Source organism: Chitinophagaceae bacterium, assembly GCA_016713085.1.
GTDB lineage: Bacteria > Bacteroidota > Bacteroidia > Chitinophagales > Chitinophagaceae > Lacibacter.
In genome coordinates this window covers 813,917-828,034 of sequence record JADJPV010000001.1, presented here as the reverse complement: position 1 = coordinate 828,034, position 14,118 = coordinate 813,917, and the positions used below count along the sequence as shown (strand labels likewise).

The window sequence follows — 14,118 nt, the reverse complement described above, 5'->3', positions numbered from 1 at the left end:
GTTTATTACTCAGATGAAATTTGTGAGTAAACTACATCTAAAAACCTGTTAAAGAACAAAACCCTCCAATCAGAGGGTTTTGTTACAGTTGCTTAAATCAATTACTGTTTAATTATTTTTTGCAGGTATTTGTATTTCCGGTCGTCACTGATGATTGATAATACATAAACTCCCTTTGCCAGTTTGCTGATATCAACAGATCCATTCTGGTAAGCTCCTGCATTTTTATAAACTATCTGCCCATTTGCATTCAGCAATTGTATACTGATAGTTTTAATCGTATACCTGTTGCCTGTTTGATAATCAACCCTGCTGCTGCTTACAGTTGGGTAAATTTTACTGATGAAGTTTTTATCATTCAGTATGGGATCATTGATTCCTGTTGCCTGGTTGGGTGTATAGTTAGGTGTGCCGAGATAGGCGAAGTACATACCATTACCATGCGTGCCAACCAACAGTACATTATCAACAGGACGGTAAGCAAGTGATTGCACAATGGGAAGGTTTAATGTGGTTCCTACTTCACGGAACCAGGTTGTAAATACAGGAGGAGTTGCAGGTGTATTATCTACAACACTGAATAATCCAACAGAAGTGCCGATATAGTATTCAGTTACAGGATTATTGCCGGCATCTTTTTTTACAACAATGGCACAACTGCGAACAGAAGCTGCAGTTATCATATTTCCTTCAGCATTTACCCATGTTGGTGTTGCAGATTTTGCATTATTGGTCCACCATACACTTGTAACGTTTGCATTACTGATTTCATAGTTTGATACAACTGCCATGATTTCATTGTCATTATTGGGGTTAACAGCAATGTCCTGAATATTTGCACCGAACGGAGCCGGTATTGCCAGATTAACAGGTGTCTGCGAAGCGGCAGCATTTCTTGGGTCATCTAGTCTGAAAACTCTTCCGTCAGTTGTGCCAATATACATCACATGCGAAGCCTGGTAAGTTCCCCAGCTGAATGCAAGCGAACGGATATAAATTCCTGTATTTGCATTATTAGCAGGTTCAACAGCTGAGCTTACACCGGTTAATTCTGTCCAGGTGTTGGGGTCAACTGTTGGAGCATCTGTTGTGCGGAATAATCGATTAAAATTTATGTAATAGAGATCATTGGTATTGCTTGGGTTTAATTTAAAGTTGGTTACAAATTCACCAAATTCATTTGCTCCGCCTCCGGGAGTACTTGTTAATCCTGCTGGCCTGATTGAAGTGCCGACATTTATAGTTGGCAGGCTTATTCTCCTGATCGTTCCCAGTTGAGATGAGCCGTATAAATATTGTTGTCCAGCATTATTTGCTGCAAGACCAACTGCACCACCATCTCCCGAAAGTGCAGGGAAAATGAAACGGTGTTTGTTACTGTCATTTACTGCTGTTCCCAAAATACCCACCCGGTCTCTCAACCATGTTCCATTATCCTGCATTCCACCTGCAAAATTGTTGCGTCCGGTTCCCGGGTCAATCGCTACATAATAGTACTGAAAGGTTTGATAATTCGGTACCATTGTATAAGCCACGGTTGCTGCCAGAATATTTGTTGTTAAAGAAAGGCCTCCATCATGTGCAGAAATCATTTCATTCGGATTGTCTGACCTGAATGCAACTGAATGCTGGTCCGGATGATGATTCACGTAAAGGAAATTATTTGTATTTGGATTTGCATCTGCATATCCACCAATCCATGTTGTATTGGAAGTTGTGCTGAAACCGTCTGTTGACCGAAACAGGTTAACACCTCCGAGTATTACGAAGTTTGGGTTATCGGGTTTTACTGCAACAAACATATCGTATCCTTCCTGAGTTGAAAATGTACCAACCGTACCTCCAAAATCGGGGACATTAATACTTCTGTTGGTCCAGGTATTAGTTGTTAAATTAACATGGTAAAGGTCTGCGTCATTTCCAAATGCAGCACCATTTTCATACATCACATACATAATGTTGTTATCAGAAGGAGCTAATGCCAGCAGGATTCTTTTTGGAACAGGGTTTGGCTGCCCGTTAAGAGTTCTTGAATCATAAGAATTACCCCTCCAGCCATCAACACTGTCAACACCTAAAACAGAGCCGCCTGCCAACCTTGTAAATGAAGAAACATTTCCTGTGGGTGAACTCCAGACACCACGTATGGCAGGGTCTTCGTTCCCGCCATTAATAGCAACAATAACTCTTCCGGTTGAACTTACTACAACGTCAAATGTACCTCCATCAGCAAAACCTGCAACAGCCCCAACAAAAACTACTATCCAGGTCTGGCCGCCATCCGTTGAGCGCAATAATCTTCTGTGGCAGCCAACATATATATGACCATTCAGCGGGTTGATGGCTATTTTGTGAACGAAGTCAAATGGATGGTCAAAACGTTCAAGCAAAAAAGGCCCTGAAGCAGTTGCAGCACCAGTAGTGAACGCTTGCGGAAGTTTTGTCCATGTAGCACCATTATCAATAGATTTATAAAGCGCATCACTCATAAAAGTGGCGCCATTTTCAGTTGCTGTATTTCCCCAGTGCTCACCGCCGCCTGCATACCATGTATCCATTCGGGCAACAGAACCTGTATCCTGAACAATCCAGTGAACATTATGAATTTCGTTTGGCTTGGTAACATTTGTCCAGCTGTTGCCTCCATCAGTTGAGCGAAAAATTCCACCGCTCACAGAACCTGCAAGTATTACACGGTTTGAACTTCCGTTAAAGCGTTTGTCATACATGATTGTTCTTGAACGTCCCCCTGCATTTAATGCTCCTCCCTGGAAATAGGTATTATTATCTTCAGTTCTTAAAACAGAGTTCCGCTCAGGAGCCTGCAATGCCTGCTGATAAGACTTCTCAATAATGCCATCCGGAATACGGCCCGTAACAGGATCTTTCACCATGTTATACATATATTCATTTCTCCGCTTATCAAATGCAGGTTCTTCAAATTGACTTTGCTTCCAATCAACCGTATTTTGTTGCTTCGAAAGGGTTTGCCTGTTCATGAAAACAGAAAACAAAATGATTGCACTCAGGAAAGGGAGCAAGATCAATACCGGAATGTTTTGCCGCATATTTTACGATTAAGGCTAAAAGTTACAGATTTTCAGGGAGTGGAAAAGCTTCAGCTGATAGAATCTTCCTGAATGGGAACAGGAACAGGTTAGGGAATAAAAAAAGGATAAACATTTGAATGTTTATCCTTTTTTGCGGTGAGGGCGGGATTCGAACCCGCGGTACAGAGTTACCCGTACGGCAGTTTAGCAAACTACTGATTTCAGCCACTCATCCACCTCACCGACCGAAATTTTTAGGGTGGCAAAAATAAAGATTCACAGCCATACAACCCAAAAAAAGAAATATTGGTTTGAAATAGTAACTGATTACAAAATTGAATCAGAAAAATTTATTCAGCAGATCATTAAATGAAATTGTTTCCTGAACACCTGTTTGCAGGTTTTTTACATTACAGGTAGCTGTTTCAAGTTCTTTGGTTCCGATGATGACAATGAAAGGGATCTGTTTTTTTTCAGCATATTTAAACTGCTTATCAAACTTTGCCTGTTCATGAAACAATTCACAGCTGATTCCTTTGCTGCGCAGTTGCTGCATCAGTTCAAATGCTTTTTTACTTTCATCTTTACCGAGATTAAAGAATAAAACCTTTGTTCCTGTATGAACTCCTGCAGGGAACAGTTTCAATTCTTCCATTACATCATAAATCCTGTCAACTCCAAACGAAATACCAACACCGGGAATATTGGGTACGCCGAATAAACCAGTCAAATCATCATAGCGGCCGCCGCCACCAATGCTTCCCATCTGCACATTGTTTGCTTTTACTTCAAAGATGATCCCGGTGTAATAGTTTAAGCCACGGGCAAGAGTAAAATCAATTGATAGTCGTGAGTTTTGAGTCGTGAGGGGATAGTTCAGAATTGTTTCAATTTCTTCGATTCCTTTCTTGCCTGTTTCAGATTTGCCAAGCAATGATTTGATCTGCTGTAATTTTTCTTCATTAGTTCCGCTGATGAGCAGGTATTTTTCGATAACAGCAATTTGATCAGTATTCAATCCACGCTGTGTTAATTCTTCTTTTACTTTCTCCATACCAATCTTGTCCAGCTTGTCAATGGCAACAGTTATGTCCACTATCTTTTCTGTACCGCCACATACTTCAGCTAACGCCGCCAGTATTTTCCTGCTGTTGATTTTTATATCTACATCAACTCCCAGTTTTGCAAAAACAGTTGAATAGATATTGGCAAGTTCAACTTCATTCAATAAAGAGTTGCTTCCCACCACATCTGCATCACATTGATAAAACTCACGGTAACGTCCTTTCTGCGGACGGTCAGCTCTCCACACCGGTTGCACCTGGTAGCGCTTGAATGGCATGGTTAGTTGATTGTGATTCATGGCCACATATCTTGCAAAAGGAATAGTAAGATCATATTTTAATGCACGCTCAGTAAGTCCGCTTGTATTTTTTCCTGCCAGTACTTTTTCAAAATCTTCTTTCGCCTGTTGATGTTTTGCAGGGTTGTCCAATCCATTATTCAGAATTTTGAAAATTAATTTATCACCTTCTTCACCATACTTTCCCATCAATGTATCAAGATTTTCCATGGCAGGTGTCTCTAATGGCTCAAACCCATATAATTCAAAAACCGTTTTAATGGTAGTGAAAATATAATTGCGTTTACGTACAACGTCTGCTCCAAAATCTCTTGTGCCTTGTGGTAGTGATACATTAACCTTTGCCATTGATCTGTTTATAGTTTGTTGTTCTTGTAAATTTCTTACCTCTTACTTCCTGCTTCATACTTCTGAATGATCTTGTCACATGCTTTCTCAATCATCTCATACACTTTATGATATCCATCTTCTTTTCCATACCAGGGATCAGGAACATTCCTGTTTTCACCGGGATATAATTCATTCAGCAGCAGATCCACTTTTTCTTCTTTCCATAATTTTCCACTGATCTGTTTTACATCAATGTAATTACTGCTGTCCATCACATAAATAAAATCGTATTGCAGAAAATCTTCTTTCACAAACTGTCTTGCCCGCTGCCTGCTGATATCTACACCATTCAACTTTGCCACTTTTGCACTTAATTGATGTGGCGGCTCACCTGCATGCCATGCACCTGTGCCTGCACTTTCAACACTCCAGTTTAATCCTGCTTTCCATGCTTTGTTTTGCAATACACCTTCTGCCAATGGACTGCGACAAATATTTCCCAGACAAACCATTAAAATCCGCATGGCTGCAAAGATAGTTGACAGGTTGATTGAAATTTAATTTACACGGGGCTTACAAAGATGATTGTGGATTTATTCTCAGTGAAGCATCTCTATAGAAAACCTGCAGCCATGACTTCAAATCAAATTCTCACTGCCGATCTGTTAGACATTCTCTTTGAGCATCGCAACAAATCATATGGTGCATATGCTATCCGCAGAGCATATCCGAAGAATTTAATGAAAGCCGTTGGATTTATGCTGCTGCTTGTAATTGCATTGTGTGTGTATGTGATGAGTCAGCCAAAGAAAACAGGCGGGTTTGATCAGCCACTTCAGAAAATGACTGATATGACTTTGATGGATGACACTCCTCCTGTACAAAACGAACCGGAAACAAGATCTGTAGAAGCGCAACCTCCAACTAAAGTGGACCGTCCTCCAGTAATAGTTCCAGATAATACAATCATTGAGCATCCTGTTGTTGACAGAACCAGCGATTCAGTATTTGTTCCAGGTTCAACAGATTCTCCCGGCACAGGTACTGATGGAAATAGTTTTGTTCAGGGAAAAGTAGCAACCGGAACAAATATAACAACTGAACCACCCGTTGAAGCAACTGAGCAACTTATCAGAGACTTTGCAGATATTCAACCCGAGTTCCCCGGCGGCGTAGAAGCATGGAGAAATTATTTACAAAAAATGCTGCGTGTTCCTGATGATCTGGAACCTGGCGACCGGAGAACGGTGCAGGTAAAATTTGTTGTAAATAATAATGGTGAGGTTACAGATGCAGTCATTATTAAAAGTGCAGGAAATATCTTTGACAGAGAAGTGTTGCGGGTTATAGCAAGGATGCCAAAATGGAAACCCGGCAAGCAAAATGGAAAGCCTGTGGCTGTTTATTTTACACAACCTGTCACCTTCACAGCTTCAGAAGAGTAAAAATATTTAACTTGCCTCCTCACTTTAAAGTGAATACCATGTCTGTACTGGATGATTTCAGAAAAAAGAACAAACCGGTTAATGTTAAAGCCATCTTTGATATTATAATGGGATTGGTATACGCCATTGTTGGCGCATTTCTGGTGATTTCAAAATACATCGGGCTTGAAATTGCTTTTCCTCCTCCTGATGTTATCATGATTTTTGGCGCATTCGCAGTTGTATACGGAGTCTTCAGGATTTTCAGGGGCTATAAATTGTACAAAGAAGCTTAACATGAAGAAATTTCATTTGTTCATGTTGCTTTTTGGTGTTTTGTTGGGTTTTGCCTGTAAAGACAAAAAACCACAACCAACTGATACAGGTACAACCGGCACGATTTATATCAGTGTTGATGAAACATTCCGGCCAATTATTGAAGAGCAGATCAGCGTCTTTCAATCTTCTAATCCAAAAGCAAAAATTATTGCAGAATATAAGCCGGAAGCTGAATGCTGGCAGGATCTTTTCAACGACAGTACAAGGATGGTGATTGTTACCAAGCAGTTAACCAATGCTGAAACCAGGTATTATGCTGATTCAGTGGGTATCTATCCTCAAAGTGAATTGCTGGCATATGATGCTGTTACACTTGTGGTGAACAGAAATGCCAAAGATTCTGTTTTTGAAAGAGAGGATGTGGCGAATCTGCTGCAGGGAAAAAGTTCTTTGCCTTATAAACCGGTATTTGATGGTGTAAAAGCAACCAGTACAGTTCGATTTGCTATTGACAGCATTTTAGGCGGTAAACCGCTTAATACGGGAGGCATAACAGCTGCCAAAAGCAGTTGGGAAGTTGTGAAATATATTGCTGAAACCTCCGGCTATATTGGATTTGTTGGTGTTAGCTGGATTGGTAACCCGGAAGATACAGCACAAACAAACATGCTCAAAAAAGTGAGAATTGCCTGGCTGCCCTGTGCAACTTGTACCGATAGTTCTTATACAAAGCCATGGCAGGACGACATTTTAACAAGACGTTATCCTTACACCAGAGGGATTTATTACGTCTTAAAAGAAAACCACATAGGTTTGGGGAAATCGTTAGTAAATTTCATGAAGGGTGACAGAGGGCAGTTGATTTTCAGAAGAGGTTACCTGGTGCCGGCGTGGAGGATTTTTATGATGAGGGAAACCAGGCTGAAATTAGTGAAGCCTCTAAACCAATAAAGTAATATTTTTACCAACCCTGAAGCAATCAGATTAGGTATCTAAAAAGACAAAAAAAGAAACAGATGAAACGATCACTCAGTTTAGCATTCTTAGCCATCGTTTTTGTGCAGCAGATGTTTGCGCAGTCGCTTGATGAAGGAAAGAAGTTCATGTATTATGAACGGTTCAGCAGCGCAAAAGATGTGTTTACAAAATTACTTGCGGCAAACCCCAAAAATGAAGATGCGGCCTATTGGTTAGGTCAGGCTTATCTCGCACTGGAAGATAACGCAATGGCAAAGCAAACCTATCAAACGGCATTGCAGGGTAATCCTGCTTCACCCATTTTGCTTGCAGGTATGGGTCATATTGAGTTAATAGAGAATAAAACTACTGATGCCCGTAACCATTTTGATATGGCTGTGAACAACAGTAAGTCAAAAGATATTGATGTATTGCATGCTGTTGGCCGTGCAAATGCTTACACAACAGCCGGAGATGCTAACTATGGCATTGCCTTAATGCAGAAGGCTACAACTTTAAAAGGGTTCAAGGACCCAAGTGTATTTGTTACTATTGGAGATGCTTATCGTAAATTAGTGAATGGCGGTGATGCAGTATTAGCATTTAATAATGCATTGTTACTGAATCCTTCCTATGCTGCTGCAAAGCACAAAGAAGGATTGATTTATGAAAGTCAGAAGAACAAAGAATATTTTTTACCTGCTTATGAAGCAGCAGTGAAAATGGACCCTAACTATGGCCCGGCTTATTATTCCTTATACTTTTACTGGTATTTCAGAGATGTAGTAAAAGCGGAAGAATATCTCAATAAATTCATTGCTTCCATTGATCCTGATCCACAGAATGATTATTACCGAATTGATCTGAAATATGCCTCAGGCCAGTTTGCCGAAGCCATTGCGAAAAGCGATGAAATGATCAGCAAAGTTGGCGCAACAGTGGTTAAACCACGTATTTATAAGTTAAAGGCTTACAGTTATTTTAAGATGAATGATTTCGCCAATGCAAAGCTGAGCATTGATGAATATTTCAAAAAAGTACATGACCATGATATTGTGCCTAAAGACTATGAAATTTTAGGTGATATAGTAGCTGCAACCGCTGGAAGCGAAGCACAGGCATATGCTTATTATGAAAAAGCGATGGATGCAGATACAATTGTGGAAAATAAAGCAGCTTATTTGCAGAAAGCTGTAGATCTTGCAAAAAACAGAAAGATAAAAAAGGCAACAGCTTATTGGCTTTACAAACAGTATAATGCAAAGAAAAGTCCTTCAAATGTTGATCTCTACAATTTGGGCCGTGCTTATTTCGATGCCGGTGCTGATGGCGATTTTTCTAACTATACAAAAGCAGACAGTATTTTTGGTGTATACACAGAAAAGTATCCCGACCAGGCATTTGGTTACTACTGGCGTGCACGCAGCAACTGGAGTATTGATACAAGTATGATCAACGGGATGGCAAACCCGCATTTTGAGAAATTCATTCAGATTGCAACAACCGGTAAGGATTCAGTTTCATTCCGTCCACAGGTAAAAATTGCCTATAAATACTTTATTGGCTATAATATCTTCGTAAAGAAAGATTATAAAACTGCAATAGAGTTCTGTGATAAAATACTGGCCATTGATCCCGCAGATAAAGATGCGGAATTGTATAAGCGTCAGTTAACAGGTGGTAAAACTCAAACAACAGGCAGCACAACTGCTCCGGCAGGGGGCACACAAACAAAACCGGCAGCAGGTTCAAAACCAGCGGGAGGAAAGCCGGCATCGGGGAAATAGACAATAACATTTGTTTTAATAAGTAATCCCTCCGTACAAACGGGGGGATTTTATTTTAATGGCTGAACTTTATTCCAATAGCCTGCCTTATTTTTGCGGCATTCAAAACCTTTAGAATGAATTGGTTTTTCCTTTTACAGTCCAGTCCTGTTCCTCAGCAAGTCAATGATTCATCGAATTACTTTCCCATCGGGATACAAATACTATTTGCGATAGGTCTTGTGGTTTTGATTATGGTTCTTACGCACTGGCTTGGTCCAAAACGCCCTACTTCACAAAAGCTGGAGAATTTTGAAAGTGGTATTGAAATTCATGGTAATGCCCGTCAGCCAATGGCGGTTAAATATTTTCTGGTCGCTATTTTGTTTGTATTATTTGATGTAGAGGTGATCTTTTTCTACCCCTATGCAGTTAATTTCAAAGAATTGGGCTGGGGTGGTTTTGCAGCTGTGCTGATGTTTGTAGGCTTCTTTCTTTGCGGTTTTTATTATATCATTAAAAAAGGCGCATTGAACTGGGAAGATTAACAGGTTTATTTGAAAATTTGAAAATGTGCTGATGGAACTTTTTGCGGCAAATGCTGTTTAGTAAGCGGGTGATTTCAAATCTTCAAATTCAGAAACTTCAAATTAAAAAATTATGTCTCGTCCGGTACAATTTAACGCTACTCCTAAACCAGTTGACTATAAAGGTCACATCAGCTTTGTTGATGCACCTGAAGGTCATATGGGCGAAGGTTTTTTTGCAACCAAACTCAGCGAAGTAGTAGGGTTGGCCCGAAAGAATTCTATCTGGCCTTTACCGTTTGCAACTTCCTGCTGTGGTATTGAGTTTATGGCAACAGCTGCTGCACATTACGATCTCGGTCGTTTTGGTTCAGAGCGTATGGCCTTTACTCCACGTCAGTGCGATTTGATTATGGTGATGGGAACAATCTCAAAAAAAATGGGACCTGTTTTGAAACAGGTGTACCTGCAAATGGCAGAACCCAGATGGGTACTGGCCGTTGGTGCCTGCGCCAGCAGCGGAGGAATTTTTGATACCTATAGTGTATTGCAGGGAATTGATCAGGTGATTCCGGTTGATGTGTATGTGCCGGGTTGTCCTCCAAGACCGGAAGCAATATTAGATGGACTGATGAAAGTGCAGGATCTGGTGGGACAGGAAAGTTTACGCAGGAGAAACAGCGATCATTACCAGAAATTATTAGACAGTTACGGAATACAATAAAAAGCAATTAAACAATTTGATAATTTGGAAATGTGCTGATAGCAAACAGAATTTTCAACTATTCAAATGCTGAAATTATTAACGGCGATGAGTTTATCTAACGAACAGATTCAACATAAGCTGACAGAGAAATTCGGAGAGCAGGTATCTGCTTTTTCTGAGCCTTATGGAATGCTCACTTTTGAAGCACCAAAAGAATTGAATTTGAAAGTGCTCCAGTTTTTATACGACGATGAAACTCTGAGGTTTCAGTTTTTAACTGATTTGCAGGCAGTGCATTATCCCACAGATAAAGGAAGAGAACTGGCGGTTGTGTATCATTTGCATAACCTCGTTGACAATGTCCGCATTCGTTTTAAAGTGTTTACAGATATTAATACACCTGATGTATTTACAGCAACACAGCTTTATTCATCTGCCAACTGGATGGAACGGGAAACCTATGATTTCTTTGGTGTGAATTTTCTTGGTCACCCGAATCTTATCCGCATTTTAAATGTAGATGAGATGGATTATTTCCCCATGCGGAAAGAATTTCCACTGGAAGATCAGACAAGGGTTGACAAAGATGATGAAATGTTTGGCAGGGGAGGAACTGTTAATTGATCATTGTTTAATTGAAAAGTAAGAATGAGCGACGTACAAAATATATTATTACCTGAAGGTTCCATTGAGAAGCAAAGCACAACACTCAATCTTGGGCCAACACATCCGGCAACGCATGGTGTTTTTCAAAACATCCTTGAAATGGATGGGGAACGGATTCTTTCATCTGTATCTACAGTAGGATATATTCACCGTGCATTTGAAAAGCTGGCTGAGCGCCGTCCTTTATACCAGGTAACTCCTTTAACCGATCGTTTGAATTATTGCAGCAGCCCTATTAATAATATCGGCTGGCATCTTACCTGCGAAAAAATGCTGGGTATCAAAACTCCCAAGCGTGTTGATTATCTCCGTGTAATTATTATGGAGCTGGCACGTATCAGCGATCATCTTATTTGTAATTCTATTGTTGGTGTTGATACAGGAGCGTTTACAGGGTTTGTTTATGTAATGGAATACCGTGAACTGATCTATGAAATTTATGAAGAGATCTGCGGCAGCCGTTTAACTACAAATATTGGACGTATTGGTGGTTTCGAACGGAACTTTACTCCTGTTGCATGGCAAAAATTGGAAAAATTCTTAAAAGAATATCCCCGTGTATTAAAGGAATTTGAGAACCTCTTTACACGTAACCGCATTTTCATGGATCGCACAAAAGGTTGCGGACCAATATCAGGTGAACGTGCACTGAACTATGGATTTACAGGCCCTAACCTGCGTGCAGCAGGTGTTGATTATGATGTACGTGTGCACACACCTTATTCTTCTTATGAAGATTTCAACTTTACAGTTCCTGTTGGTTCAACGGGTGATACCTATGACCGTTATTTAGTACGCAACGAAGAAATGTGGCAGAGCCTCAGCATTATTGAACAGGCCTATCAAAAGATACAGGATATGAAAGGAGCTGAAGCAGAAGTGTATCATGCCAATGTTCCTGAATATTATCTGCCTGAAAAGAAAGATGTGTACACCAGCATGGAAGCACTCATTTGGCATTTCAAGATTATTATGGGTGAAGTGGAAATGCCGAAAGGTGAAGTGTATCACAGTGTGGAAGGAGCCAATGGTGAATTAGGTTATTATTTCATCAGCGATGGCGGAAGAACACCTTACCGTTTACATTTCCGCCGGCCATGTTTTATTTATTACCAGGCATTTGAAGAATTGGTAAAAGGAAGTATGCTGAGTGATGCCATTGTGGTAATGAGCAGTTTGAATTTGATTGCAGGCGAACTCGATGCATAGTGAATTGATAATTGAATAATGAATAATTGATAATGAAGTTTTCTGACGATAAATTAAAGCAGGTAGATGAGATGATCTCTCATTATCCTGAAGGCAAACAAAAAAGTGCGCTGCTTCCTTTGCTGCATTTTGTGCAGAGGGAAAATGGCGGATGGCTGAGTGCAGAAGCAATGGATTATACAGCTGAGTTACTGAAGATATCTTCTATTGAAGTATATGAAGTAGCAACTTTTTACAGCATGTATAATTTACAGCCTGTTGGTAAAACTGTTTTTGAAGTTTGCCAGACAGGGCCCTGTATGTTGAACGGAAGCGATGACATTGTTGCCTATATTTTTGAAAAACTTGGTATTAAACCCGGGCAAACAACAACAGATGGTTTGTTTACTTTAAAAACAGTTGAATGCTTGGGAGCTTGCGGTTATGCCCCAATGATGCAGCTGGGACCTGATTACAGGGAACACCTGACAAAGGAAAAAATTGATGCATTGATAGCAGAAGGAAAAACAAAAGCCAATTAATATGACGAAGAAAACAGCCATGTATATTGGATTTTTACTTTCGGCATCAGCAATGATTGTAATTATTACGTTTCTTATGACAAGGGATAAAGCATCAATGCGTCCTTTGCTGTTTGTTGGAATTGGATTGGCATTCGGTTCATTAATTATCCGTAACCTGATTCGGTTTAAACCGGAATTATTTAAAGACGGTGATAATAACGAAACGAAGAGCGAAAATTAATTTATAAAACCGCTCTTCAAAGTCTCCGGACTTTGAAGAGTTATGCATCCTGTCTGCGACAGGATATGCAAAGAAGATGGAAGAAAAGTCAAGAGACGTTTTAGCATAGAACTACGAAGTCTGGAGACTTCGTAGAGCAAGTTGAATTGTTAATCATTGAAATGATTTCTGATGAAAATATCGAAGATAAAATTGCTTTTTGTTATTATTTCGGTTTTGTCATTAAATTGTTATGGGCAAGATTATGAGGATATATTCTTAAGAGGGTACTATGTAAACAATAATGGTGAAAAAGTTGAAGGGTTTATAAAGTATAAGCAAGGCACTAACTCACGGCTTGTTTATAAAAAAACATTAGACTCAAGAAATAAAAAATTAGATAAGAGTGAGGTAAAGGAATTTTTTATAGGATCAAATATTCACTTTATTAAATGTACTCAGGATATTAAAGTAAGGGTGCAGCTATGGAATATAAGCATGGAATCAGATTTTATAAGAATTTTCGAAGATGGGAAGATTAGTTTATATATCCATTATATAAAATTTACGAATCCTCAACCCACACCTTATCCAGTTATAATTGAAACCATACTTATTAAAAAACAGGGTTCGGAAGTTTTAGAGCCATTGTCAGATAATAGAGATAAAAAAAGAAGGAAGCTGGAAGAATTATTTCCTGGTGAACCAAATGTTGTTGAAGGTCTTTCACAGGATAATTGGGAGGATGTATTAAGTTTTGTTAGGGCATATAATAAAGCAAAAGTGTAATGTTAAAATAATTGATAATTGAGGTAAAATGAGTATAAAAACAGCAAGGATTATCAGTTTTGTTTTTTCAACATCAGCATTAGTGATAGCAGGGTTTTATTTTATGAGTAATAACAAAGAAGCAATGAAACCATTTATGTATGTTGGTATGGCGCTGATACTTGCATCATTGATCTTCCGTAACCTGTTTCGATTCAGACCGGAATGGTTTGGTGATAAGACAACCGGACAAGAAGCAGAAGCGAAGGAGATTGATGAGAAAGGTTGATGTTGTACAAGAGTGCGACGCCAATGCAGATGAAAAACGATGTAAAAGCTGGAAACAAAAT

At 39.5% G+C, this 14,118-nt stretch carries 15 protein-coding genes and 1 tRNA gene; 12 read left to right on the top strand and 4 right to left on the bottom strand.

Annotated elements, in window-relative coordinates; translation table 11 throughout:
• Positions 1–101: 101 nt before the first annotated feature.
• The 4 genes from IPK31_04000 to IPK31_03985 form a co-directional block, all read right to left on the bottom strand.
• Positions 102–3,068: a T9SS type A sorting domain-containing protein gene (locus IPK31_04000; GenBank protein ID MBK8087169.1), complete on the bottom strand. Its 2,967-nt coding sequence runs from the start codon at positions 3,066–3,068 to the stop codon at positions 102–104.
• Between the two features lie 136 nt (positions 3,069–3,204).
• A tRNA-Ser gene (locus IPK31_03995) sits at positions 3,205–3,293 on the bottom strand.
• 97 nt (positions 3,294–3,390) lie between these two features.
• Positions 3,391–4,761 carry a histidine--tRNA ligase gene (locus tag IPK31_03990; protein ID MBK8087168.1) on the bottom strand — a complete coding sequence of 457 codons (1,371 nt, stop codon included), beginning with the start codon at positions 4,759–4,761 and terminating at the stop codon, positions 3,391–3,393.
• Positions 4,762–4,796: 35 nt separating this feature from the next.
• Positions 4,797–5,255, bottom strand: a complete 459-nt coding sequence (locus IPK31_03985) for a low molecular weight phosphotyrosine protein phosphatase (GenBank protein ID MBK8087167.1) — start codon at positions 5,253–5,255, stop codon at positions 4,797–4,799.
• A gap of 120 nt (positions 5,256–5,375) precedes the next feature.
• Here IPK31_03985 and IPK31_03980 point away from each other — a divergent pair, with 120 nt between their 5' ends.
• The 12 genes from IPK31_03980 to IPK31_03925 all read left to right on the top strand — a co-directional run bounded on the left by IPK31_03980 (position 5,376) and on the right by IPK31_03925 (position 14,057).
• A complete protein-coding gene (locus IPK31_03980; protein ID MBK8087166.1) occupies positions 5,376–6,188 on the top strand; it encodes a TonB family protein in 813 nt (270 codons plus the stop codon).
• An 11-nt stretch (positions 6,189–6,199) separates the two neighbouring features.
• Positions 6,200–6,463 carry a hypothetical protein gene (locus IPK31_03975; GenBank protein MBK8087165.1) on the top strand — a complete coding sequence of 88 codons (264 nt, stop codon included), beginning with the start codon at positions 6,200–6,202 and terminating at the stop codon, positions 6,461–6,463.
• Position 6,464: 1 nt separating this feature from the next.
• Complete coding sequence (locus IPK31_03970) at positions 6,465–7,397, top strand: substrate-binding domain-containing protein (GenBank protein ID MBK8087164.1); 933 nt, start codon at positions 6,465–6,467, stop codon at positions 7,395–7,397.
• A gap of 65 nt (positions 7,398–7,462) precedes the next feature.
• Positions 7,463–9,190, top strand: coding sequence for a tetratricopeptide repeat protein (locus IPK31_03965; GenBank protein ID MBK8087163.1), 1,728 nt, complete (start codon positions 7,463–7,465; stop codon positions 9,188–9,190).
• Positions 9,191–9,306: 116 nt separating this feature from the next.
• Complete coding sequence (locus IPK31_03960; GenBank protein MBK8087162.1) at positions 9,307–9,717, top strand: NADH-quinone oxidoreductase subunit A; 411 nt, start codon at positions 9,307–9,309, stop codon at positions 9,715–9,717.
• A gap of 112 nt (positions 9,718–9,829) precedes the next feature.
• Positions 9,830–10,420: an NADH-quinone oxidoreductase subunit B gene (locus IPK31_03955; GenBank protein ID MBK8087161.1), complete on the top strand. Its 591-nt coding sequence runs from the start codon at positions 9,830–9,832 to the stop codon at positions 10,418–10,420.
• An 87-nt stretch (positions 10,421–10,507) separates the two neighbouring features.
• Positions 10,508–11,026, top strand: coding sequence for an NADH-quinone oxidoreductase subunit C (locus IPK31_03950; protein MBK8087160.1), 519 nt, complete (start codon positions 10,508–10,510; stop codon positions 11,024–11,026).
• Positions 11,027–11,050: 24 nt separating this feature from the next.
• Positions 11,051–12,277 (top strand): NADH-quinone oxidoreductase subunit D, encoded by a 1,227-nt coding sequence (locus tag IPK31_03945; GenBank protein MBK8087159.1) that lies wholly within the window; start codon positions 11,051–11,053, stop codon positions 12,275–12,277.
• A gap of 32 nt (positions 12,278–12,309) precedes the next feature.
• Positions 12,310–12,798, top strand: coding sequence for an NADH-quinone oxidoreductase subunit NuoE (gene nuoE / locus IPK31_03940; GenBank protein MBK8087158.1), 489 nt, complete (start codon positions 12,310–12,312; stop codon positions 12,796–12,798).
• Position 12,799: 1 nt separating this feature from the next.
• On the top strand, positions 12,800–13,021 hold the full coding sequence (locus tag IPK31_03935) for a hypothetical protein (GenBank protein ID MBK8087157.1): 222 nt from the start codon (positions 12,800–12,802) through the stop codon (positions 13,019–13,021).
• Positions 13,022–13,192: 171 nt separating this feature from the next.
• Complete coding sequence (locus IPK31_03930) at positions 13,193–13,789, top strand: hypothetical protein (protein ID MBK8087156.1); 597 nt, start codon at positions 13,193–13,195, stop codon at positions 13,787–13,789.
• A gap of 28 nt (positions 13,790–13,817) precedes the next feature.
• Positions 13,818–14,057 carry a hypothetical protein gene (locus IPK31_03925; GenBank protein MBK8087155.1) on the top strand — a complete coding sequence of 80 codons (240 nt, stop codon included), beginning with the start codon at positions 13,818–13,820 and terminating at the stop codon, positions 14,055–14,057.
• Positions 14,058–14,118 lie beyond the last annotated feature (61 nt).

What these genes read in the sequence shown, in the direction of transcription:
- IPK31_03990 (MBK8087168.1), bottom strand. Translation starts at nt 4,761, where the DNA reads ATGGCAAAGGTTAATGTATCACTACCACAAGGCACAAGAGATTTTGGA.
- IPK31_03965 (MBK8087163.1), top strand. Translation starts at nt 7,463, where the DNA reads ATGAAACGATCACTCAGTTTAGCATTCTTAGCCATCGTTTTTGTGCAG.
- IPK31_03970 (MBK8087164.1), top strand. Translation starts at nt 6,465, where the DNA reads ATGAAGAAATTTCATTTGTTCATGTTGCTTTTTGGTGTTTTGTTGGGT.
- IPK31_03945 (MBK8087159.1), top strand. Translation starts at nt 11,051, where the DNA reads ATGAGCGACGTACAAAATATATTATTACCTGAAGGTTCCATTGAGAAG.
- IPK31_03980 (MBK8087166.1), top strand. Translation starts at nt 5,376, where the DNA reads ATGACTTCAAATCAAATTCTCACTGCCGATCTGTTAGACATTCTCTTT.
- nuoE (MBK8087158.1), top strand. Translation starts at nt 12,310, where the DNA reads ATGAAGTTTTCTGACGATAAATTAAAGCAGGTAGATGAGATGATCTCT.
- IPK31_03960 (MBK8087162.1), top strand. Translation starts at nt 9,307, where the DNA reads ATGAATTGGTTTTTCCTTTTACAGTCCAGTCCTGTTCCTCAGCAAGTC.
- IPK31_03935 (MBK8087157.1), top strand. Translation starts at nt 12,800, where the DNA reads ATGACGAAGAAAACAGCCATGTATATTGGATTTTTACTTTCGGCATCA.
- IPK31_03985 (MBK8087167.1), bottom strand. Translation starts at nt 5,255, where the DNA reads ATGGTTTGTCTGGGAAATATTTGTCGCAGTCCATTGGCAGAAGGTGTA.
- IPK31_03955 (MBK8087161.1), top strand. Translation starts at nt 9,830, where the DNA reads ATGTCTCGTCCGGTACAATTTAACGCTACTCCTAAACCAGTTGACTAT.
- IPK31_03930 (MBK8087156.1), top strand. Translation starts at nt 13,193, where the DNA reads ATGAAAATATCGAAGATAAAATTGCTTTTTGTTATTATTTCGGTTTTG.
- IPK31_03950 (MBK8087160.1), top strand. Translation starts at nt 10,508, where the DNA reads ATGAGTTTATCTAACGAACAGATTCAACATAAGCTGACAGAGAAATTC.
- IPK31_03925 (MBK8087155.1), top strand. Translation starts at nt 13,818, where the DNA reads ATGAGTATAAAAACAGCAAGGATTATCAGTTTTGTTTTTTCAACATCA.
- IPK31_04000 (MBK8087169.1), bottom strand. Translation starts at nt 3,068, where the DNA reads ATGCGGCAAAACATTCCGGTATTGATCTTGCTCCCTTTCCTGAGTGCA.